This is a genomic window from Amycolatopsis sp. NPDC059021 (assembly GCF_042739895.1).
In the GTDB taxonomy this organism is placed as follows: Bacteria; Actinomycetota; Actinomycetes; order Mycobacteriales; family Pseudonocardiaceae; genus Amycolatopsis.
This window is the reverse complement of the sequence record NZ_JBHYIQ010000004.1, coordinates 7,622-27,850: the sequence shown is the minus strand read 5'-3', so window position 1 is coordinate 27,850 and position 20,229 is coordinate 7,622. Positions and strand designations below refer to the sequence as shown.

Here is a 20,229-nt window from a genome sequence, read left to right as displayed (position 1 = left end):
CAAGGATGGGGAGCATGAACGCAGAGGAAGCCGTCGCGCGCCTCGAGGACTGGCTGCGGAACACACCGGACGGCGACCGCACGACCGGTCCGGCCGCGCTGCGCGTCCGGCCGGAGTACACCGTGCATCGCAACGGCGGCTGGAACTTCACGCTGAACGCCGCCGGCTACCTCGACGGCACCGACCCCGGTAAGGGCCTGTTCCCCAGCCCGGTGGTGTTCGTGCCCGACGACGGCGGCGAAATCACCTACGACCTGGCGATGATGGCCCAGGGCGCGGGGGACACCGCCGAGACCGGTTTCACCGAGTGGCGGCCCGACATCGACCCGGAATTCGACGCCGACGCGTTCCCCGAACTCGGGATCCCGAAGCGCGCGGTACGTGGCTGGGCCCAGTACACGCTGTACGACCAGGAAACCGGCGAGTACAAGGTCAACGGCGACTACCGGCCCGGTCCACTGTGGACGGGCTACCCGGCACCTGCCACCGATGTCGAAAAGCTCGTCGGCTACCTCAACGTCGGCTGGCTCAGCCGCGGCGAATTCACCGCCGCGCTGCTCGACCGCGACGTCTTCGTGCCGCTGCACAACGGCGAACCGATCTTCCGGCCGCTGCGGAACGGGCCGCCGGGGGACACCCGGGAACTGATCGCGTTCAGTTCCTCGGCGAAGGTCCCGGCTGCCTATCCCGAGCGGCTCGTCGGCCGGCCGCGGCAGATCCTGAACCGCTGGCGCACCTTCGCGATGACCCTCGACCCCGGCGGCCCGACGCCGATCTCGCTGACCTCGCGCGAGCTGTACCTCGTCCGCGATCCGCTGCCTCCAGGCGTTGTCGAGCGCGAGCCGGTGACCGCGTTCGCGCCCGAAGCGAGCCCCGAGGTTCTCGACGCGCTACCCTCGCTGGCCGCCGAATTCGACGTCACACCGCCAGATCTGCTCTCGCGGCATCTCCAGTACGTCGCGAAGGGCGCGCGCGAGAACGGCTACGAGCTGAGCGCCGCGGAGTGCCTGAAGTACCTTCGCGCCTTCGCACTGCGTTACCGCAACGCGGCCAACCTGCGGAACGGACAGCCACAGAGTTGGCCCGACGACCTGGCCGCCGAGGGTCTGATCACGCACTTCGCCGACGACGGCTCGCCGCGTCCGGTGCCGTGGACGTTCGGGAAGTTCCTCGCCGAGGGCACGCCTAGCAGCGCGTACGCCTGGCATCGCGTCCTCGGCGCGTATGTCGGTTTCGCGATCGGGGATGCGCTCGGTTCGGGCGCCGACCCCGCCGGACCGCTGCCGCTGGGTGGCCTGACCCGGCAGTTGCTGTTCCACACCGAGTCCGTGATCCGCGGCCTGCCGTCGATCACCGAGACCGGCGAAGTACCCGCGACGCTCCCCGCGGGCGGACGTCCGGACGGCTGGATCGCGCGGGCCACCGCGCACGCGGGCCCACCGCCGTCGGACTTCTCGGGCCTGTTCGCGACGGCGCTGGCCGCGACCCTCGCCGGTGGCGTCGAGCTGTCCACTGTGGATGGTGAGCTCTACGCGAAGGCCGTCGCGCGCGAGCTGATCGGCACCGCGGCCGGGCCGGAGATCTCCGCGGGTGTCGACCTGCTGGTGACATTGTTCCGCGCGCTGCTCACCAAGGACGAATTCGCGCTGCCGGTGCACATCCTGCTCAAACAGCAGGGGGGCAACGACCTCGCGAAATCCGTCCTCGCCCTGCGTGAGGACCGCGCTGCCGACGACGTCACGCAGTTCGACGGCATCGGCGATGGCCGGTCGCCGCTTTCCGTGCTGGGCCGCGCGTTGTTCGCCGCCGCCAAGCGCGGTCACGACCCGGAAGCCGCGCTGGAACTCGCCGCCCGCGGTGGGCCGGTCTGTGCCGCGCTCGTGGGCGCGATGGCCGGTGCCCGCGTCGGTGTCCCCGGCCTGCCGCTGGCCGCGTCGCTGACCGACCTCGGCCTGCTGGACAACGTCGCGAGCGACGTCTTCCGGCATTTCAACCGCTTCGGGGTGGCCCGCGAGCCATCCGAACGTGAGCGCTGGCAGCGGCGCTATGCCAAATAGGCACGCTTTTCGCCGGTTTGGCATCTACCGGCGCAGCCCCCATGGAGAGAACTAAGTGCACGACTGGCTTCACTTCCCGGCAGTACGGTCCCGGTTGCGGGGCAGCCTCCTCGCCGGGGCGATCGGCGACGCGCTCGGCGCGAAGACCGAGTTCGATGCGATCGACCGGATCCGGGAGATCGCCGGACCGGACGGGATCACCGACTTCATCCCGGCGTACGGCGGCGTCGGCCGGATCACCGACGACACGCAGATGACGCTGTTCACCCTCGAAGCACTGATCAGGGCCCACGCGCAGCAACGCCGTACAGGCTCCGCCGACGTCGTCCAGTCGCTGCAGATGGCCTATCAGCGGTGGCTGCACACACAGGGCGTCGCCTGGGACCGGGCACGAGGCCCAGAGTCGGACTCCGAAGCACCCGACGGCTGGCTGATCACACATCAGGAGCTGTTCAGCCGCCGCGCGCCGGGGCTGACCTGCTTCGGCGAGTTGGAGGCGTACGGACGCACCGGCAAACGCGGCGGTGTGGACCGGCCGGTGAACAACTCGAAGGGTTGCGGTGGCGTGATGCGCGCGGCGCCGATCGCGCTGTGGTCGGAGAACCTCGCGGAGCTGTTCACCCTCGGCGCGGAGAGCGCCGCGCTGACCCACGGTCACCCGAGTGGGTATTTGTCGTCGGGCACTTTCGCGGTGCTCATGCACCTGCTGCTGCGTGGCGAACCGCTGCCCAGCGCGGTGGCGATCGCCCGGCTCGAACTGGAACGGCACGAGCACCACGAAGAGCAGACCACCGCGCTGGACCAGGCACTGGCGCTGGCCAAGGAGGGGCCACCGACGCCGGAGAAGCTGGAGAGCCTCGGGCAGGGCAACGTCGGTGAGACCGCGCTGTCGATGTCCGTCTACGTCGCGCTGACCACGTCGGACGCGGATTCCGCGCTGCTCGCGTCGGTCAACCACAGCGGCGACAGCGACTCGACCGGCTCGGTGTGCGGCAACCTCGTCGGCGCGATGTACGGCGAGCAGGCGCTGCGCGCGAGCTGGCTCGACCGGCTCGAGCTGCGCGAAGTGATCGAGCAGCTCGCCGACGACGCGCTGGCGGAGTTCGCGGCGTCCTCTTCGGACGCGCCAGGGGATGACGGTTGGTACGAGCGTTACCCAGCCGGTTAGATTGAGCCCCCAGCACTGGGGATGGGGAGGAACGAACGTGCGTTACCGGGTAGAAGCGGCACATCGCCCGGATGGCCTATACGCGTCCTGGGGTGAGGGCGTGTACGCAGCTCAGCGATCCACGACGGACGGCACGATCCTGCTGTCCGCGGTCGCGGGCGAGGAAGCTCCGGCGGATTTCGACCGCGAGTACGAGGGCCGTCCGGCCAGGATCGTGCTCGCGAACGAGGTACCCGCGACGTTCAGCCTCCGGACCTTCTGCGAGTACGACGACGAGCTGTACGAGGTGGCGCCCGGCGAAGGCAGGTTCACCCTGCGCTGGACCCGCGACGATCCGGCACGGGCCGCGCAGCTGGGGCTCGTCGATTTCTCGGTGACCGTCGACCCGCGGCAGGTGACCGCGCTCTGGCAGGTCCGGAACGACTTCGTCGAGAGCGTCGAGAACGCCCCGGAGCCCGGCACGGGTGACCAGAACGCGTTGCTGCGCGCGATCGGCCGCACCCTGCGGGACGCGGCGCCGTCGGGCTGGCAGCGCATCGCCGCGCAGTTCCGCCAGGTCGGGAACTACGCCGAGCTCGAGATCCGCGTCGTCGGCGACGACAACGGCCCCGTGTCGGTCTCGCTTCCGGCACCACCCCGGCTGTCCGCGTACTTCGCGCGGTTGCGCTCGGCGATGTGCAAGCCGGAGGAAGGCGCCTGGTTCCAGGGCACGTTCACCCTGGACGCCGCCGGCCAGTTCGACTTCGACTACGACGCACAGCACGAGCCGAACTGGCGGGTTCCGCCGAACGACGGAGGCCGTCCGTCGACAGCGCCCTACGGCGTCGAGCTGGCGTCGTACCCGCGCGCGTCGAAGCACATTCCCGGGTGGCTGGCCGTGAAGGCCGGTCTCCCGCTGGACGTGACCTTCCGGCACGCCCTCGTCGTCGACGCGCACAACGAGGGCGAACGACCGGTGGTGAACCGGCCGCCGGTGCCGCCGGATCAGGTCCGCGGGGTGCTCGACTACCTGTTCCGCGCGCCCGTCGCGGTGCACCGGCCCGCGCCGCTGCCGGACATCTTCGCGCCGCCCGGCGCTCCGCCGGACGTGCCGGACGCCTTCCACACCGACGGGTTCTGGATCTGGCCCGCCGCGGTGCCGCACTATCTGCGGAAGTACGGGGTGCCGCCGGAGCCGGAGTTCGTCGACTACATCCGGGCCGCGGGTTTCCGGCCGCCGTACGTCCCCGAGCTGGTCCGCGCGACCGCGGAGGCGGAGATCCTCGGCACCCCGCGACCCGCGCAGTCGGAGGCGGATCTGCCCGACGACAGCCTGCTGACCCGCGTCGTGCGCGACGGCGAGGTCGGGAAGCTGAGCGCGTCGGAGACGCTCGACCTGCTGACCCACCGGCTGACCGAACTCGGCATCCCGTCCTCGGCGTACCGGATCGGCGCGAACGAGATGCCCGCCGAGGGCGTGTGGACGCTGCGTCGTGCCGAGAACGGCTGGGAGGTTTCGCGGCCGCCCGCCGACCAGCCCGTCGCGTTCGCCCACCTCGGTGACGCGGCCCGGTTCCTGCTCGGCACGCTGCAGTTGTTCCCGCTGCGCGCGGCGGAGGAGTCCGATCAGCCCGCCGACTGGCCGATCCTGCCGATGCGCGGCGAACCGCCGCTGAACTTCTTCCGCGGCAAGCGGATCATCGTGCTCCCGGCGGGGACGACGGTGCTGCGGTTCGGCACGGAAACCGGCAACCTCGTGCACGCCGAGACCACGCGGTTCGCCGAGACGTCGCTGGCGTTCGACCGCGAGCGGGAGCGACGTCTCTACCGGGTCCAGCGCGCGCTGCGGGTGCTCACCGGTGTGACCGCGCCGTGGAACGGGATGCCGGGCGGCGCGATCGCCTACGTCCTGCCCCGGCCGATCGCGCAGCACCTGGAAGCGGGCGCGCTCAGCCGCGTCCAGTAGCGGTGATGAGGACGGCGGGGGCCCACCAGTAGTCGGCGAGCGGCTCGACCTCGACGTCGGTGTAGCCCGCTTCGGTCAGGTGCCCCACCCACGTCGCCGCGGGGTGTTCCCAGTTCGTGCGTTCCTTCGCGGCGACGACGCCGAGCAGGATCGGCAGCATGAACCCCTGCGCAACGAGCGACGCGTCGGTGCCGTACTCCGCGACCCCGCGTTCGTAGCGGGTGACCAGCGAGCGGAGGTGTTCCGGCGAACCCTCGACGTACTCGGGGACGTCGAACTCGGCGATCACCAGCTTGGTCGTGCGCGGCCTCAGCACCCGCAGCACGCCGGCACGTTCGGCGGGCGGGATCGACTGCAAGGCAAACGTCGACTGCGTGAGATCCCACCGGGGGTTCTCGTGTTCGAGGAAGCTCTGCGCGGTCGCCTCCCACGTGTGGACCTCGCGCACCAGCCGCCTCCGCGCCGCGTCGAGCAGCGCCCCGGACGGCTCCACCAGATCGACCCGCATCGGGGAGTGCCGCGCCTGGGCGAGCGCGGGCACGACCGCGAGCCCGTCGCCGCAGCCGAGGTCGAGCAGTGCCTTCGGCCGCAGAGCCTCGTAGCGCGCGGCGAGTTCCGCGCTGAGCCGCCGGTACAGCTCGACGTTCCCGCCGCCGCGGATGAACGTGGTGAATGCCCGCGGCTGCTCGTACACCGGTCCGCCCGCCTCGCCGGCGAGGTACGTCCGGAGTTCCGCGGCGAGCAGCGATCCCGCCTCGGCGGCAACTTCGACATGCGTGCTCGCGGCGGTCAGATCGGCGGCGCGATACGCGGCGAGGGCGGCGGCGAGCGAGTCGGTGATCGTCACCCTTCCGTGTTTAGCAGGACCGGCCTCAGCAAGGCACCCACAAAGTCACCCGCGTGCCACTGCCGGGACTCGATTCGACCCGCGCGGTGCCGCCGACCTCGCCCAGCCGCGCGGTGATGGACTCGCTGATCCCGAACCCGGCGGGCGCGGTGTCGGGGCTGAACCCGGTGCCGTGATCGCGGATGATCACCGCGATGCCGCGGTCGCGTTCCTCCACCCGCACCACGACCTTGTCGGTCCCGGCGTGCTTCATGGTGTTGCGCATCGCCTCGCGCACGGCGTCGCGGATGGCGATCTGCCGGACCTCCGACAGCGTGTCCTCGTCGAGTTCGGCGACCACGAGCTGGGCGCGGAGCCCGTCGCGTGCCATCTCCGCGGCGAGCGCCGCGAGCTTCTCGCCGAGCGGCCGCGAGCCCGCCTCGGCCCGGTCGGCGTTCGCGTTCTCGATCAGCTGCCGGACCTCCATCGCCTGCGCCCGCGCGAGCCGTCGCACCTCGGTGAGCCTGCGGCCGGGATCCTCCGTGCCGCCGAGCGCGATCGCCTCCAGCGTCTGCAGCACGGTGTCGTGCAGCAGCCGGTGCTGCTGGGCGCGTTCGGCCAGCCGTCCGTTGCGGATGCCGTACGCGAGCGCGAGCCGGGTGCCGAGCCCGATCATCACCAGCGCCCCGCCCGCCGTGAACAGGACGCCGAGCATCGCGGGGTAGGTGCCGACCGCGTCGGAGACGTCGACATGGCCGCTGCTCAGCCAGGTCGCCAGCAGCCGGGTGGGGAAGCTGGCCGCGGCGAGCGCCAGCCCGGACGGGATGCCGAGCGCGAGCGTGAGCAGCGCGACCTCGCCGAAGAGCTGTTTGGCCGGCACGAGCAGCGCGTCGGCGTACACGTGGTTCGGGACGGTCAGCGCGATGATCACCGGCGAGAGCAGGGTGAACGCGACGTCGACGGCGATCAGCCGGGCCGCGCCGCGCGGCTTGAACGGCGCCGACCGCAACAACCACCACACGCCGTACGCGCTGAACACGAACGACACCAGCGCGATCGCACCGACCACGACCGCCCCGGTGCCCCCGCGTGTCGCGACGTACACGGCGAACGCGCCCGGAATCGCGAACAGCCGGTAGACCAGCGGAACCACGGCGACGTACCGCGCCGCACGCAACAGCAACCCGTCGCGGTGGGTGGAATCGACCGGCCCGGCGATCTTCGAGATCCGGCGCAACGCGCGTACCGGCGTCGGATCGCCGACCTCGTCGGACAACTCGCTCGTCGCGGTGGCCAGCGCGGGTGCGCCGCGGCGCAACAGTGTCACCAGGAAACTGGCGCCGCGCTCCGGCTGGGGCGCCTCGCTCGCCATCGACCCTCCCTGCCCCGGCACGCGGGCCCCCGGTCCCCGCACCGAGCCAGGAGTATCTCCAACCGTAGGCGAAACGGTCCAGCCTCCGAACGGACGGCTGCGAATCCGTAATACGGAATTCTCTCGGGTTTCTCCCGCGGTCGAGCGCCACCCGGGAGCGATAGCAAAGGTCCCTTGCTCTCCCCGCGCAGGTCAGGGGCTCCTCAGGAGGGGTTGCCGATGCCGTTCTCGGCCGCCCATCGCTTCAGCTCGGCGACAGCCTCGTCGTGCTCCAGCGGCCCGCGGTCCAGTCGCAGCTCCTTGAGGAACTTCCACGCCTTCCCGACCTCCGGCCCCGGCTTCAGGCCCAGCAGCTCCATGATCGCGTTGCCGTCGAGATCCGGCCGGACGCGGTCGAGGTCCTCCTGCTCCTTGATCCGCGCGATCCTGGCCTCGAGGTCGTCGTAGGTCGCCTGCAGCGCGGCGGCCTTGCGCCGGTTGCGAGTCGTGCAGTCGGCGCGGACCAGCTTGTGCAGCCGGGTCAGCAGATGCCCGGCGTCGGTCACGTACCGGCGAACCGCCGAATCCGTCCACTCGCCCTTTCCGTACCCGTGGAACCGCAGGTGGAGGAACACGAGCTGGGAGACGTCCTCGACGATCTCCTTCGAGTACTTCAGGGCGCGCAAACGCTTGCGCGCCATCCGGGCGCCGACCACCTCGTGGTGGTGGAAGCTCACGCCGCCGCCGGGCTGGAACTCCCGCGTGGCCGGCTTCCCGATGTCGTGCAGCAGGGCCGCGAGCCGCAGCACGAGATCCGGTTCCGACGCCGGCTCGTGCTGCGTCTCCAGATCGATCGCCTGGGCCAGCACGGTCAGCGAGTGCTGGTAGACGTCCTTGTGCTGGTGGTGTTCGTCGATCGCCAGCCGCATCCCGGGTACCTCGGGAATGACGCGCTCGGCCAGCCCGGTGTCGACCAGCAGCTCCAGGCCGGGACGCGGATCGGGCGCGAGGATCAGCTTCGACAGCTCGGCCTGGACGCGCTCGGCGGTGATCCGGTCGATCTCGGCCGCCATCGATGTCATCGCGTCGACGACGCGCGGTGCGGCCGTGAAACCCAGCTGGGCGGCGAACCGCGCGGCCCGCAGCATCCGCAGCGGGTCGTCGGCGAACGACTCCTGCGGCGTGGCCGGGGTGTCCAGCACCTTGTCGTGCAGCGCCTGCAGCCCGTCGTGCGGATCGATGAACGTCTTCGTGGTCAGGTCGATCGCCATCGCGTTGACCGTGAAGTCGCGGCGCAGCAGATCGCCCTCGATACTGTCGCCGAAGGTGACCTCGGGATTGCGGCCGACGCGGTCGTACGCGTCCGCCCGGAACGTCGTGATCTCGAGCGTCATGCCCTTCTTCGTCACGCCGACCGTGCCGAACGCGATCCCGACGTCCCAGACCGCGTCGCCCCACGCGTTGACGATCGCCAGCACCTGGTCGGGCCGGGCGTCGGTGGTGAAGTCGAGGTCGCTGGACAGCCTGCCCAGCATCGCGTCGCGCACGCTGCCACCGACGAGGTATAGCCGGTGACCCGCCTGAGCGAACCGCGTCGCGAGTTCATCCGCCAGCGGGGAGATGCGCATGAGTTCCGCCACCGTGTTCTGCATAGCCGAAGTGTGCTGGGCAGTACTGTGCTGGGCGGCCTGGTTGGCGACCACGTTGTTCACGGGAATCCCACTACTCGAGGTGTGTGCTTGCTTTCGCCACCACCGGACACGGACACGGTGAGCCAGCGTACCCGGACACCCGTTTGCTCTAGCATCGCAGCATGTCTGGATCAGCCGGTCGCACCGGCGCCTCGAAGCCGCGAAGGCGACGCAGGCGTCAGCGCGGCAGGCGGCTGACCACGGTCGACGAGACGTCCGCCGGTGGGCTGGTCGTCGACCCGGCCCGCGAACACGCGGTGCTGATCGGCCGTCTCGACCGGCACGGCAAACTGCTCTGGTCCCTGCCGAAAGGTCACATCGAGGACGGTGAGACGGTGGAACAGACCGCGGTGCGCGAGGTGAAGGAGGAAACCGGCATCTCCGCGCGCGTCCGGCGGCCACTGGGCACCATCGACTACTGGTTCGTGGCCGAACGACGCCGGGTCCACAAGACCGTGCACCACTTCCTGCTCGAGTCGTACGGCGGCGAACTCTCCGACGAAGACGTCGAAGTCACCGAGGTCGCCTGGGTGCCACTCGCCGAGCTGGAATCCAGACTCGCCTACGCGGACGAGCGCAAGCTCGTGCGCAAGGCCAAAGAACTCTTCGCGCACGAAAAGCGCGCCCCCGAGGGAGCCCCCGAGTGAAGCGGTTCGCCGCGTTCGTCCTTGTCGTCCCGCTGCTCGCCTTGTCCGCCCTGTTCGGCGGCACCGCGCAGGCGCAGGTGGAGCAGGAGCCGCCGCGGCTGCGGCTGGACATCACCCAGCTGAACCCGCGGGTGATCACCACCAGCTCGACGACGCTGACCATCTCCGGGTCGATCACCAACATCGGTGACCGCCGGATCTCGACACCGAAGGTGCGGCTCGAGGTCGGCGAGCGGCTGACCAGCGCCAAGCAGTTCGCCGACCGGCTGGCCGGCGCGGGCGGCACCGACCCCTCGCTGACCGACTTCGCGGTGGTGACCCAGGAGCTGCAGCCGGGACAGACCGCCCCGGTGAACCTGACCGTCAACCTCACCGGCGGCCGCGCGGCCTACCAGCTGGCCCGGCCCGGGGTGTACCCACTGCTGGTCAACGTCAACGGCACCCCGGAGTTCGGCGGCCAGGCCCGGCTCGCCGCGGTCAGCACGCTGCTGCCGGTGCTCGGCGCGCCGGGCAAATCCGCGCCGGAGAAACCCGCCAAACCGGCGAGCGTCACCACGCTCTGGCCGATCGCGGACAACCTCCCGCACGTCCACTCGGCGGCGCTCGGCGGCCCGCTGACCCTGACCGATGACAGGCTCGCCGACGAGCTCGGCACCGGTGGACGCCTGAACGCGCTGGTCACGGCGGCGCGCACGGCCGAGACCGACGACAGCAGGCTCGCCTCGTCGCTGTGTTTCGCGATCGACCCCGACCTGATCCAGACCGTGGACGCGATGACGCGCGGCTACCAGGTCCGGGTCGGGGCAGGCACGGTCGAGGGCAGGGGCGTCCAGGCCGCCCAGGACTGGCTGGCCGGCCTGCGCGCGCTCGTCGCCGGGCGCTGTGTGGTGCCGCTCCCGTTCGCCGACGCCGACCTCGGCGCGCTGACCCGGATCCGGTCCGGCAGCGGCAGCGCCGACCCCGGGCTGCTGACCAAGGCGATCGGCGGCGCGGCCACGATCACGCAGCTGCTGAACGTCCAGCCGCTGAACGGCGTGCTGTGGCCCGACGGGACACAGGACGACCAGACGCTGACCGCCATGGCGGGCGGCGGGATCCGCACGGTGCTCACCAGCTCGGCGAACCTCCAGTCGGACGAACCGGTGACCAGCGCGGTCACGCTCACCGGCAGCGGGATCAAGGCGCAGCCGGTCGATTCGCTGATCTCCGACGCGATGAACGGGGTCGTGAACCCGCACCCGCCGATGGCCAACACGGTGATGTCCAGCTCGGTGCCCGCGATCTCGGCGCAGAACGGGCTGGCCGCGATCGCGTTCCGCGCCGGCCTCGGGCAGAGCCAGCAGCAGCCGGGCGCGCACCTGGTGGTCACGCCGCCGCGGCACTGGGACGCTCCGCTGTCGGAGGTGTCCGGCTTCCTGCAACGGGTCGGCGACTACCTCGGCTCGGGGCTCGTCACCGCCACCGACCTGCCGAAGCTGCTCAGCGGCTCAGCCTCGGACACCGCGTCGATGAACGCCAAGGGAGACCTCTCCTCGGGCCCCGACGGTGACGTCACCACGGCGCTGTCCCGCATCAACGGCCAGGCCGCCAACCTGCAGTCGGCGATGGTGGCCGATCCGAACAAACCCAAACCGGTGCGACCGGAGGACGTGATCGAGCCGGTGCGTGCCGCGCTCCTGCGCGGGGCGTCCACCACTTGGCGCGGCGCGGAGACCGCCATCGTGACGGCGAACGCGAAGGGCGACCTCGACGCGATCAGCGACCGGATCACCGTCGAACGGCCGAAGCAGACGATCGCGCTCGCCTCCGGCGCCTCGCCGCTCCCGGTGTTCGTCAGCAACGAGCTGCCGGTGGGGATCTGGACCCGGATCGCGTTCAACAACAACTCCGGCCTGCGCCTCGACGAAAAACGGAACCTGTTCTACCCGGCGGGCGGCGGCAAGAACGAGTACATCCCGGTCGAGGCGCTGCGCGCGGGGCGGCTCAGTGTCGATGTGTCGTTGAGCACCCCCACCGGTACTCCGCTCGGTTCACCCGCTCGGTTCGAACTGACGTCCACCGAGTACGGCGCGATCACCATCATCGTGACCATCACCGCAGGTGGAGCGCTTCTCCTGCTCGCTTCGCGGCGGATCTACCGGCGCGTCAAAGAGGCGAAGTCCGGCCGTGGCGGAACCACCTGACACCCTCGGAGCGTTCGTCGTTTGAGTGTTCCGGGGGGTCGCCGATTACCCTGGTTCGACCGGTGTCGCGGCGGCTGCCCCGCTGAGGCACGCCAGAACGAGGACCGAGGATTGGGCACGCGTGGACAATGAGCCGGGTACACCACCCGAGCGTGCGAGTCGTCCTCGGCGCGAAGGCCACTCGCCGCGACAGCGTCGCGAGCGGAGTGACCGGGGGGAGCCTCCGCCCCGTCCGATCCGCACCGACCGGCAGGCCCCCGACGAGCGCCGCCCGCCACCACCGCACCAGACACCGCCCCCGGAACGACGGGAGCGACAGCAGCCACCGGTGAACGGCAGGGGCAGGCCGTTGCCGCCGCCCGACAACCGGACCCGCCGGATGCAGCCGGTGGAGCGTCCCGGCCAGACACCGCCGCCGCCCGGCGCGGCACCGCAGCAGGGCCTGCCGCCCGTTCGACGGCAGCCGCCACCACAGCACCAGACACCGCCGCCGACCCAGCAGGTCCGGCTGCCCCAGCCGTCCGGTCCCCAGCGGATCCCGCCCTCGGCGCCCCCACCGGGGCAGCCTCCGGTGTCCCAGACACCCCCACCGCCGCCGGCCCCGCCGTCGCAGCCGCCCGTGCGGGGCCGCGGCACCCGTCGTCCGGCGCCGGTCCGGCCGTGGGAGGAGGGTGCGCGCCGCGACGCGGAGGCGACCCGGTTCATCCCGCGCACCCCCGGCGTCCCGATGGGCTCGCGCTGGCCGGTCGCCGATCCCGACGTCCTGCGCCCGTACGACGCGCTGGCAACGCAGGTCATGCCACGGATCACCGACGCGCCGCTGGTGCGTCCGGCGAAACCCGGCTCGACCGCCGAACAGGAAGCGATCAAGGAGCAGGGCCCCTCGATCGCCAAGGCGAGCGGCCGGATGGCGATCGCGACGCTGACCAGCCGGATCACCGGGTTCGCCTGGAAGATCATGCTGGCCGCCGCCGCCGGGCTCGGCGTGGTGAACGACTCGTACACCGTGGCCAACAGCCTGCCGCTGATCGTCAACGAGCTGCTGCTGGGCGGCGTGCTGACCAGCATCGTGGTCCCGCTCCTCGTGCGCTCGCAGGACGATCCGGACGGCGGCGAGGCCTACACGCAGCGCCTGATCACCATGGCGATCACCGTGCTCGGCGTCGGCACCGTGCTCTCCACGATCGGGGCACCGTGGATCACCAAGGTCCTGATGGACGACAAGGGCCACGCGAACCTCGGGCTGGCCACCGCGTTCGCCTACCTGATCCTCCCCGGCCTGTTGTTCTACGGCCTGTTCGCGGTGCTGTCCGGCATCCTGAACGCGAAACAGATCTTCGGCCCGGGGCAGTGGGCCCCGGTGGTCAACAACCTGGTCATCATCGTGACCATCGGGCTGTACGTCGTGGTGCCCGGCGACCCGACGATCGACCCGCTCAAGATGAGCGACCCCAAGCTGCTGGTCCTCGGCGGGGGCACCCTGGCCGCGATGGTCGTCCAGGCGCTCTACCTGGTCCCGGCGCTGCGCAAGTCCGGATTCCGGTTCAAATGGCGCTGGGGCATCGACGACCGGCTGAAGGAGTTCGGCAGCCTGGCGCTGTGGATCCTGGCCTACGTCGCGGTCAGCCAGATCGGCAACATCGTGAACACCCGGGTGCTGACCCAGGGCGCCCCCGGCGGCGTGACGATCTTCTCGAACGCCTGGCTGCTGTTCCAGCTGCCCTACGGCGTCATCGGCGTGTCGCTGCTGACCGCGATCATGCCGAGGATGAGCCGGTCCGCGGCCGACGGGGACAACAAGAAGCTGGTCGCCGACCTGTCCTACGCCTCCCGGCTGTCGACGCTGACCATGCTCCCGATCTCCGCGGTGATGGTGATCGCGGGCAGCTCGATCGGCGTGGCCCTGTTCACCGTCGGCAAGGGCTCGCTCGACTCCGCCGAACGCCTCGGGGAGGCGCTGGCGGTCTCGGCGTTCGGCCTGCTGCCCTACGCGCTGATGCTGCTGCAGATGCGGGTGTTCTACGCGATGAAGGACTCCCGCACCCCGACCGTGATCATGGTCGTGATGACCGTGGTGCGGATCCCGCTGCTGTTCCTCGCCGGCGACATCCTCTCGCCGGAGAACGTCGTCATCGGCGTGATGATGGTCAACTCGCTCGGCTACATGGTGGCCGCGGTGATGGGCCAGGTTTGGCTCTGGGTCCAGCTGGGCAACCTGCGCAGCAGGCGAGTCATCGGGGTGATTCTCTTCACCGTGTTCGCGAGCGCACTCGGCGTGGCGGCGGCCTGGGTCGCCGGCATGCTCGTCCCGTCCGCGTTCGGCCCGACGGTGCAGGCCTGGGCGAAGTTGATCTTGCAGGGCGTCGTCGGTCTCGGGGTCTCGTTCGGGGTGTTGATGGCGCTCAAGATCCCCGAGCTCGACCCGGTGACACGGAGAATCACCCGGTTGATCAAGCGCGGGTAACGATTTACGCACGGATGGCGACCGTTCACGCGTCGTATTCTGGGTAACCTCGTACGGGGAGCTACGCGGGAGAGAGTGTGGACACGAGACGGAGCGAACAGGCAGGGGGTGCGAGCCAGGTGGGCATCCGGGCCCAGGGAGGGTCGCTTGCCCCCGGCCGGGTCGTCGGTGACGGCCGGTATCGTCTGCTCGCCCAATTCGGGGTGGACGAGCGGGCCGGGGCACATCTGTGGCGGGCGCGGGACGGGCAGCTCAAGCGCGATGTCGCGCTGACGCTGCTGGTCGGTGACCCCGCGGACCCCGAGTCCGCGCGGCAGGCCCGGCGCACCCTGGAGCGCGCCGCCCACGCGTCGAAGTTCGGCCACGGCGGTGTCGCCCGCGTGCTCGACGTGCTCAGTCTCGGCAGCGGAGTGACCTCGGGCGAAGGACTGCTCGGCGTCGTCGTCGCGGAATGGACCAAGGGCAGCGACCTGGTCGACCTGGTCGCGCAGCGTCCGGTGGCGCCGGCCGCCGCGGCGCGGATGGTGCAGGCGCTGACCGAGGCGGTCGAGCAGGCCCACCAGAACGGCCTCGTCCTCGGCCTCGACCACCCCCAGCGGCTGCGGCTCACGCCGAACGGCGCGCTGAAGCTCGCCTTCCCCGGCCCGCTGCCGGAAGCGACGCTGCGCGACGACGTCAAGGCGCTGGGCGCGGTGCTCTACCTGCTGCTCACCGGGCGCTGGGCACTGCCGGGCGGCCCACCCGCCATCCCGGCGGCCCCGCATTCGCCCGATGGCCGGATCATCCCGCCGCGGTCGCTCGTCCCCGCCGTGCCCGCGGATCTGTCCTCGCTGGCCGTCCGCACCATCGAGGACGGCGGCAACGGCGGCATCCGGACCAGCGCGGCGATCCTGCGGGTACTGGACCAGGTCGCCGAGGAAGAGGAACGCACTCAGCTGATCAAGGCGGTCGGCACCGAGCCCGAAGCACAGGGCGACGGCACGGTGTGGACCACCAAGAAGCCGGTCAAGGACGTGGCGCGCCGCCGCAAGCTCGCGCTCGGCGTGACCGTGCTGGTCGTGGCGACGGTGGCGATCCTCGCCTGGGTCGGGCTGATGCTGATCAACCTGTTCCAGGGCGATTCGAAGGCGAGCGGGCCGAACATCAACGTCGCCCAGCCGCAGTCGAGCCAGCCCGCCGGGCCGCCACCGCAGTCGCAGGCTCCGCCCGCCTCGCAACCGCCCGCGGTGGGCGCGCCGGTGGCGCCGCAGTCGGCGTCGGTCTACAACCCGCAGGGCAAGGGCGACAACCCGGGCAAGGCGAAGAACGCGATCGACGGCGACCCGGCCACGACCTGGAAGACCGACCAGTACCAGCAGCAGCTGCCGGTGCTGAAGAAGGGCGTCGGCCTGGCGGTCTCGTTCAAGGACGCGATCAAGCTGGCCCAGGTGAAGATCACCTCGACCAGCCCTGGCACGAAGGTCGAGATCCGTTCGGCCGACACCAAGAACCCGGCGCTGGACGACACGAAGGTGCTGGCGAGCGCGGACCTGACCGGTGGCGAGACCACGATCCCGCTGCCCCAGCCGCAGCAGGGTCAGAACTTCATCGTCTGGATCACCCACCTGGGTGACGACCACGGCGACGGCTTCCTCACCGAGATCGGCGAGCTGACCTTCCTGCCTGCGGGGTGACTGTTCCGGGGAGGTCAGTAGGCTTCCCCGGGTGACTGCTGCAGCTCCTACGGACGCGGACCTCATAGCGGCGCACGCCGCGGGGGACCCACGCGCGTTCAGCGAACTGGTCGGCCGGCATCGGGACCGCATGTGGGCGGTCGCCCTGCGCACCGTGCGGGATCCGGAGGAAGCCGCCGACGCACTGCAGGACGCGTTCATCTCCGCCTTCCGCGCCGCCGGGAACTTCCGGGCGGAGTCCCAGGTCACGACCTGGCTGCACCGGATCGTGGTGAACGCGTGCCTCGACCGGATCCGCCGCCGCCAGGCGCGGCCGACCGTCCCGCTGCCGGAGACCGGGTTCAACGAACCGGCGTCCCCGCGTGACTCGATGGCCGAGCGCGAGACGAGCCTGCTGGTCAGGGCGGCGCTGGACCAGCTGCCCGAAGAGCAGCGTGGCCCGATCGTGTTGGTCGACGTGGAGGGATACTCCGTCGCGGAGACGGCCAAGATGCTCGGTATCGCCGAGGGCACGGTCAAGAGCAGGTGCGCGCGAGGCCGCGCGAAACTCGCGAAGGTTCTCGGCCATCTGCGGAACCCCGATGCGATTGCGAACGTCCCAACTAACGAAAGCAAACGAGATCGTGCTACCCCGGGCGAACGACGGGGTACCAGGCGGCCGCAGGGCACGCCGGGTGAGGTGGAGGGACGATGACGGACGAAACACGGGGGATCGGCGGGATCGTCGGCCCGCCCTGGTCTGTCGATGTGCTCGCCGACCTCCATGCCGGGGTGCTGGACGAACAGACCTCGGCCGATCTGTGGCCGCGGGTGAACGCCGACGCGGACGCCCGCGCGATCATCGACGCGCTCGAATCGACGCAGTCCGAGCTGGCGGCACTCGCCACCGCCCCGGTCGAGCCGATGCCCGCGGAGTACGCGGCCAGGATCGACGCGGCGCTCGCCGCCGAGTCCTCGGCCAGGCAGGCGGCGCAGGGGCCGCGTCGATTTCCTGAACAGGCACAGCGTGAACCGGCACAGCCCGCGCCCGGACCGGCACCGCAGCAGGCGGCCCCCGGGATCGCCCCGGTGGTCGACCTGGCGGCGGCACGGAAACGGCGGAACAAGCGGATCGGCTGGGGCGCCGGGATCGTGACCGTCGCCGCGGCGGCCGTCGCGGCGATCGCCATCATCGTGCCCGCCACGCAGCAGAGCGGGGGCCCGGCAGGCGGTATCGCCCAGCCCGCGCCTTCGGGTCCGGCCGGACCGGCGGGGCCGACGCTGGGTGGCGACGGCAGCGGCGCGCAGTCGCTGCTGGGCAAGTCGCTGGGTGTCCGGGACTTCGGGCCGTTGCAGACCGAGGAGCGGCTCGACGCGTGCGTGGCCGCCAACGGGATCGACCCGGCCGTGCGGCCGGTGGGCGTGCAGCCGGTGACGGTCGAGGGCAGGGCCGGGGTGATGGTCGTCTACACCACCGGCAAGCTGGCGCAGTACCGCATGGTGGCCTTCGGCGCCGACTGCGGCCCCGGTAATCCTGCCAAGTTGTTCGACAAGGTGGTTGGGGAGAAGTAGCGGCCGTCACGAGCGGGAACACTGCAACCTACGATCGTGTTGAGCCCGGTACACGGGGCACTACGAGCGGAGGTCACGGGTGACTGCCGAGGACATCAGGAACCTGATCATCGTCGGATCGGGTCCTGCCGGATACACCGCCGCCGTCTACGCGGCGCGGGCACAGCTGGAACCGCTGGTGTTCGAAGGAACCCAGTTCGGCGGTGCGCTGATGACGACGACCGAGGTCGAGAACTTCCCCGGCTTCCGTGACGGCATCCAGGGCCCGGACCTCATGGAGGAGATGCGCAAGCAGGCCGAGCGGTTCGGCGCGGAGCTGCGCTCGGAGGACGTCGAATCGCTGGAGCTGACCGGGGACGTCAAGTACGTCGTCGCGAACGGCAAGCGGTACGCGGCGCGCGCGGTGGTGCTCGCGATGGGGGCCGCGGCGCGGTACCTGAACGTGCCCGGCGAGCAGGAGCTGCTCGGGCGCGGTGTGTCGGCCTGCGCGACCTGTGACGGCTTCTTCTTCCGCGACCACGACATCGTGGTGGCGGGCGGCGGGGACTCCGCGATGGAGGAGGCCACGTTCCTCACCAAGTTCGCCAAGTCCGTGACGATCGTGCACCGCCGCGACGAGTTCCGCGCCTCGAAGATCATGCTGGAGCGCGCCCGCGCGAACGAGAAGATCAAGTGGCGGCTGAACTCGCAGATCACCGGCGTGCTCGGCGACGGCAAGGTCGAAGGCCTGAAGCTGCGCGACACGAAGTCGGGTGAGGAGTCCACGCTGGACGTCACCGGGTTCTTCGTCGCGATCGGCCACGACCCGCGCAGCCAGATGGTGCGCGGCCAGGTCGACGTCGACGAGAACGGCTACGTGCTCACCAAGGGCCGTACGTCCTACACGAACCTCGACGGCGTGTTCGCCGCCGGCGACCTGGTGGACCACACCTACCGCCAGGCCATCACCGCGGCCGGTTCGGGCTGCGCGGCCGCGATCGACGCGGAACGATGGCTCGCGGAACACGGCGAGGCCGAGACCGCGCACGAGGCCCCCGAGCTGGTCGGCGGCGGCTACGGCACACCCGCGAACTGACCATCCGGATCTTCCTGAGCCGCTCACCCCGATAAGGAGAACCCATGTCCGAAAACACCGTGAAGGTGACCGACAAGACCTTCGTCGACGACGTGCTGACCAGCGAGAAGCCCGTTCTCGTCGACTTCTGGGCCACCTGGTGCGGTCCGTGCAAGATGGTCGCCCCGGTGCTCGAGGAGATCGCGGCCGAACACGGCGAGAAGCTCACCATCGCCAAGCTCGACATCGACGCGAACCCGAACACGGCGCGTGACTACCAGGTGATGTCCATCCCGACGCTGATCCTCTTCCAGGGCGGCAAGCCGGTGAAGCAGATCGTCGGTGCGAAGCCGAAGGCCGCGCTGCTTTCGGACCTGGCCGACGTCATCTCCGCCGACGCCTGACCGAGTCCTCGAAGAACCCGGGCCTGCGGGAATCATCCCGCCGGTTCGGGTTCTTCACCGTTTCGGGGCTTCGCGACGTGGGTAGCTGATCATTGCGTGAAGATGTGGTGTCGCACACACCCGGTCTCCGACGCCTTGACGTACCACCCGGGCCTGCGCGCTCACCGAGAGTCCACAGGGCACAATAGGGTCGCTAGAGTCTCTGGGTCACCGCCCAGCAGAGGTTTTCTGTCCCGCATCGAGTTCTTGTCGGTGCCCGAGGAAGAGCGAGGAGTGCATGCGGGTACTCCGCCGCGGCGACGCCGGACCGGATGTCGCCGAGATCAGGTCGATCCTTGCCGCGATGGACCTGCTCCCGCCGGTGACCGACTCCGGGGAATACGGCGTGTTCGACACGGCCGTGGAACACGCCGTGCGGGCCTTCCAGCAGCGCCGTGGGCTCATCATCGACGGGCTGGTGGGCCCGGCGACATACCAGGCACTCAAGGGCGCCAGCTTCCATCTGGGGAGCCGCCCGCTGCAGTACATGCTGTCCTCGCCGGTGCACGGCGACGACGTGTTCACGCTGCAGGAGCGGCTCACCGAACTCGGTTTCGACGCGGGCCGCCCGGACGGCTACTTCGGCCCGCAGACCGAGCGCGCGCTCAAGACGTTCCAGCGGGACATGCGGCTCGCCTCGGACGGCATCTGCGGTCCGGCGACCATCCGCGAGCTGCACCGGCTTTCCTCGCCGCGCGCCCGCGGCGGCCGCCCGGTTTTCCTGCGTGAGCAGGAGCAGGTACGCCAGGCCGGGCCGCGGCTGCGCGGCAAGCGCATCGTCATCGACCCCGGCCACGGCGGGGACGACCTCGGCGTGATCGCGGGCGGCCTGCGCGAGGCCGACATCGCGTGGGATCTGGCGCGCCGCCTGGAGGGCCGGATGAAGGCCACCGGCATGGAGGCGCTGATCTCCCGCGGCCCCAACCAGAGCCCGACCGAGAGCGAGCGGGCGAAATTCGCCAACGACGCCGGCGCGGACCTTTTCCTTTCGCTGCACAACGATGCCAACGGCTCGCCCAAGGCCGAGGGCGTCGCGAGCTTCCACTTCGGCACCGGCAACGGCACCACGTCCACGGTGGGCGAGCTGCTGGCCGGTTTCATCCAGCGCGAACTGGCCGCGCGGACCGGTCTGCTGGACTGCCGCACGCACTACAAGACCTGGGAGATCTTCACCAA

15 protein-coding genes are annotated in these 20,229 nt (G+C 70.6%); 12 read left to right on the top strand and 3 right to left on the bottom strand.

Features of this window, described 5'->3' with window-relative positions:
- The first annotated feature begins 14 nt into the window (after positions 1 to 14).
- From ACFWX1_RS02940 to ACFWX1_RS02930, 3 genes are read left to right on the top strand one after another with little or no spacing between them, the layout of a single operon-like run.
- A complete protein-coding gene (locus ACFWX1_RS02940) occupies positions 15 to 2,057 on the top strand; it encodes a YrhB domain-containing protein (protein ID WP_378383190.1) in 2,043 nt (680 codons plus the stop codon).
- Positions 2,058 to 2,112: 55 nt separating this feature from the next.
- Complete coding sequence (locus ACFWX1_RS02935) at positions 2,113 to 3,225, top strand: ADP-ribosylglycohydrolase family protein (protein ID WP_378383188.1); 1,113 nt, start codon at positions 2,113 to 2,115, stop codon at positions 3,223 to 3,225.
- A 37-nt stretch (positions 3,226 to 3,262) separates the two neighbouring features.
- The gene (locus ACFWX1_RS02930) at positions 3,263 to 5,170 is read left to right on the top strand and encodes a glycohydrolase toxin TNT-related protein (RefSeq protein WP_378383186.1); all 1,908 of its coding nucleotides are present in this window, start codon (positions 3,263 to 3,265) and stop codon (positions 5,168 to 5,170) included.
- Here ACFWX1_RS02930 and ACFWX1_RS02925 read toward each other — a convergent pair.
- The 3 genes from ACFWX1_RS02925 to ACFWX1_RS02915 all read right to left on the bottom strand — a co-directional run bounded on the left by ACFWX1_RS02925 (position 5,154) and on the right by ACFWX1_RS02915 (position 8,999).
- Positions 5,154 to 6,017, bottom strand: coding sequence for a class I SAM-dependent methyltransferase (locus ACFWX1_RS02925; protein ID WP_378383184.1), 864 nt, complete (start codon positions 6,015 to 6,017; stop codon positions 5,154 to 5,156). The two genes, ACFWX1_RS02930 and ACFWX1_RS02925, sit on opposite strands and share 17 nt — an antisense overlap.
- Before the next feature lie 25 nt (positions 6,018 to 6,042).
- Positions 6,043 to 7,368 carry a sensor histidine kinase gene (locus tag ACFWX1_RS02920; protein ID WP_378383182.1) on the bottom strand — a complete coding sequence of 442 codons (1,326 nt, stop codon included), beginning with the start codon at positions 7,366 to 7,368 and terminating at the stop codon, positions 6,043 to 6,045.
- A 203-nt stretch (positions 7,369 to 7,571) separates the two neighbouring features.
- Positions 7,572 to 8,999: a CCA tRNA nucleotidyltransferase gene (locus ACFWX1_RS02915; protein WP_378383180.1), complete on the bottom strand. Its 1,428-nt coding sequence runs from the start codon at positions 8,997 to 8,999 to the stop codon at positions 7,572 to 7,574.
- 161 nt (positions 9,000 to 9,160) lie between these two features.
- On the opposite strand from ACFWX1_RS02915, the gene ACFWX1_RS02910 reads away from it, so the two are divergent.
- From ACFWX1_RS02910 to ACFWX1_RS02870, 9 genes are all read left to right on the top strand, one after another.
- The gene (locus ACFWX1_RS02910) at positions 9,161 to 9,685 is read left to right on the top strand and encodes an NUDIX hydrolase (RefSeq protein WP_378326536.1); all 525 of its coding nucleotides are present in this window, start codon (positions 9,161 to 9,163) and stop codon (positions 9,683 to 9,685) included.
- Entirely contained in the window at positions 9,682 to 11,868 is a 2,187-nt protein-coding gene (locus ACFWX1_RS02905; RefSeq protein WP_378383178.1) for a DUF6049 family protein, read from the top strand. The genes ACFWX1_RS02910 and ACFWX1_RS02905 overlap by 4 nt, the downstream gene beginning before the upstream one ends.
- Before the next feature lie 535 nt (positions 11,869 to 12,403).
- Complete coding sequence (gene murJ, locus ACFWX1_RS02900; RefSeq protein WP_378383471.1) at positions 12,404 to 14,332, top strand: murein biosynthesis integral membrane protein MurJ; 1,929 nt, start codon at positions 12,404 to 12,406, stop codon at positions 14,330 to 14,332.
- 77 nt (positions 14,333 to 14,409) lie between these two features.
- The gene (locus ACFWX1_RS02895; RefSeq protein WP_378383176.1) at positions 14,410 to 16,005 is read left to right on the top strand and encodes a protein kinase family protein; all 1,596 of its coding nucleotides are present in this window, start codon (positions 14,410 to 14,412) and stop codon (positions 16,003 to 16,005) included.
- A 31-nt stretch (positions 16,006 to 16,036) separates the two neighbouring features.
- Positions 16,037 to 16,699 carry an RNA polymerase sigma factor SigM gene (sigM, locus tag ACFWX1_RS02890; protein ID WP_378383174.1) on the top strand — a complete coding sequence of 221 codons (663 nt, stop codon included), beginning with the start codon at positions 16,037 to 16,039 and terminating at the stop codon, positions 16,697 to 16,699.
- Positions 16,696 to 17,556, top strand: a complete 861-nt coding sequence (locus ACFWX1_RS02885; RefSeq protein ID WP_378383172.1) for a hypothetical protein — start codon at positions 16,696 to 16,698, stop codon at positions 17,554 to 17,556. Before sigM ends, ACFWX1_RS02885 begins: the two co-directional genes overlap by 4 nt.
- Before the next feature lie 79 nt (positions 17,557 to 17,635).
- Positions 17,636 to 18,631, top strand: a complete 996-nt coding sequence (gene trxB, locus ACFWX1_RS02880; protein ID WP_378383170.1) for a thioredoxin-disulfide reductase — start codon at positions 17,636 to 17,638, stop codon at positions 18,629 to 18,631.
- Positions 18,632 to 18,675: 44 nt separating this feature from the next.
- On the top strand, positions 18,676 to 19,014 hold the full coding sequence (gene trxA, locus ACFWX1_RS02875) for a thioredoxin (protein WP_345405599.1): 339 nt from the start codon (positions 18,676 to 18,678) through the stop codon (positions 19,012 to 19,014).
- 277 nt (positions 19,015 to 19,291) lie between these two features.
- On the top strand, positions 19,292 to 20,229 hold a 938-nt coding region (locus tag ACFWX1_RS02870), incomplete at its 3' end, for an N-acetylmuramoyl-L-alanine amidase (RefSeq protein WP_378383168.1).

Coding starts and splice junctions, on each gene's coding strand:
- ACFWX1_RS02940 (WP_378383190.1), top strand. CDS start 15: ATGAACGCAGAGGAAGCCGTCGCGCGCCTCGAGGACTGGCTGCGGAAC.
- ACFWX1_RS02920 (WP_378383182.1), bottom strand. CDS start 7,368: ATGGCGAGCGAGGCGCCCCAGCCGGAGCGCGGCGCCAGTTTCCTGGTG.
- ACFWX1_RS02915 (WP_378383180.1), bottom strand. CDS start 8,999: ATGCAGAACACGGTGGCGGAACTCATGCGCATCTCCCCGCTGGCGGAT.
- ACFWX1_RS02910 (WP_378326536.1), top strand. CDS start 9,161: ATGTCTGGATCAGCCGGTCGCACCGGCGCCTCGAAGCCGCGAAGGCGA.
- ACFWX1_RS02885 (WP_378383172.1), top strand. CDS start 16,696: ATGACGGACGAAACACGGGGGATCGGCGGGATCGTCGGCCCGCCCTGG.
- trxA (WP_345405599.1), top strand. CDS start 18,676: ATGTCCGAAAACACCGTGAAGGTGACCGACAAGACCTTCGTCGACGAC.